3 protein-coding genes are annotated in these 1,794 nt (G+C 72.5%); 1 reads left to right on the forward strand and 2 read right to left on the reverse strand.

The window, feature by feature from the left end:
* Both OZN99_RS30915 and fsa read right to left on the reverse strand, forming a co-directional pair.
* Window positions 1–529, reverse strand: a 529-nt coding sequence (locus tag OZN99_RS30915; protein WP_270939036.1) for a DUF484 family protein, incomplete at its 3' end; no start/stop codon positions are given.
* Window positions 526–1,182, reverse strand: coding sequence for a fructose-6-phosphate aldolase (gene fsa / locus OZN99_RS30920; protein ID WP_270939037.1), 657 nt, complete (start codon window positions 1,180–1,182; stop codon window positions 526–528). The genes OZN99_RS30915 and fsa, both read right to left, overlap by 4 nt.
* A 148-nt stretch (window positions 1,183–1,330) precedes the next feature.
* On the opposite strand from fsa, the gene OZN99_RS30925 reads away from it, so the two are divergent.
* Window positions 1,331–1,794, forward strand: a 464-nt coding sequence (locus tag OZN99_RS30925; RefSeq protein ID WP_456299919.1) for a primosomal protein N' family DNA-binding protein, incomplete at its 3' end; no start/stop codon positions are given.

The raw sequence follows: 1,794 nt of genomic DNA on the forward strand, positions 1-1,794 counted from the left end.
CCTCGGCGTGCAGCAGCTCGGCGTCCGTCACCTCCGCGCGCACCCGGGCATCGCGGCCCGGCCCGACCAGGCGCGCCACGGCGCCTTCCGGCAGCGGGCGCACACCGTGGCGAGGCACCGCGCTCTCGGCCCGGCCGTTCAGCAGGGTGCGGGGCGGCCGCGGCTCGGCCAGCAGGACGCAGCTTTCGATACGCAGCAGCGGCGGCCATTCCTGGCAGATCGTGTCGGGCACGTCGCGCGCGCGCATCAAGGACAGCACCGCGAGCCGCACGCGCAGTGCCAGGCCGGCGCCGGCGCGGCCATCGGCGATCGCGGCCTGCATCTCCGCTTCCAGCGCCCGCAGGCGCGCGCGCTCCGCCGCGACCATCGCCGCCATGTGATCGGCGAGGTTCTCGCCATGCACGCGCCGCGGCGGGGTGAGGAGGCGATACAGCTCCGGCCGGCGGGCAAGGAAGTCCGGGTTCGCAACGAGGAAGGCCGCAACCTCCTCGGCCAGCGGGTCGAGGATGGGTGCGGCCGCGTTCTTCACAGGATGCTTTGTCCGGTCTTCTTCCAGTCGGCCAGGAAAGCCGAGAGGCCGCTATCAGTCAGCGGATGCCTTAACAGCTGCTTAATCACGGCGGGCGGCAGGGTCGCGACATGCGCGCCGAGCTTCGCGGCCTGGACCAGGTGGACGGGGTGGCGCACCGAGGCGACCAGCACCTCCGTCTTCAGGTTCGGATAGTTGCGGTAGATCTGCACGATGTCGGCGATCAAGCCCATGCCATCGGTGGAGATGTCGTCGAGCCGCCCGACGAAGGGCGAGATGAAGGCCGCGCCGGCCTTGGCTGCCAGCAGCGCCTGGGCGGGGGAGAAGCAGAGGGTCACGTTCACCGGCGTCCCCTCCTCCGCCAGGGCGCGGCAGGTGCGCAGCCCGGCCTCGGTCAGCGGCACCTTCACCGCGACGTTGGGCGCGATGCCGCGGAGGTACCGGCCTTCCGCCAGCATCGTCTCGAAGTCGGTCGCCGTGACCTCGGCGCTGACCGGGCCGGGGGTGATCGCGCAGATCTCGGCGATCACCTCGGCCATCCGGCGGCCGGACTTGGCGATCAGGCTCGGGTTGGTCGTGACGCCGTCCACCAGCCCGGCCTCGGCCAGCGCACGAATCTCGGACACCTCGGCGGTGTCCACGAAGAATTTCATCCTATATCATCCCCGGGGCCGATGTCCCGCCCTGGGACATCCTTCGCGAATTTGGTTGTTGTGAGCATACAGGATGCGTGAGCGGAGGCGGAAGTCGCTGGCACCGAACCAACCGCCCGGCGTTGCGCCGGGGCCACGCATACGCGTGATGCTGCCCCTGCCGCTGGAGGCCGGCACCTATGACTATCGGCTGCCGCCAGGTCTCGAGGCGCCCGCCGGGAGCTTCGTGGTGGTCCCGCTCGGCCCGCGTGAGACGATCGGCGTGGTCTGGGACGGCGCCGGCGATCCGGCCCTGCCCGCCCGGCGGCTGAAGGACGTGCAGGCCGTGCTGGACGCGCCGCCGATGAGCGAGAGCCTGCGGCGCTTCGTGGAATGGGTCGCCGCCTACACGGTCACGCCGCCCGGCGCCGTGCTGCGCATGGCGATGAGCGCGCCGGCCGCGCTGGAGCCGCCCGCGGCGAAGGCCGGCTGGCAGCTGGCGCCGGCCGCGATCCGCGAGGAGGTGAAGCTGACCCCGGCACGGCGGCGCGTGCTGGACCTGCTCGGTCCCGGCGAGGTCCGGTCCGGCAGCGACCTGGCGGAGGCCGCGGGCGTCTCCGCGGGCGTGGTGCG

This window comes from Falsiroseomonas oryzae (assembly GCF_027856955.1).
GTDB classification, from domain to species: Bacteria; Pseudomonadota; Alphaproteobacteria; order Acetobacterales; family Acetobacteraceae; genus Falsiroseomonas; species Falsiroseomonas oryzae.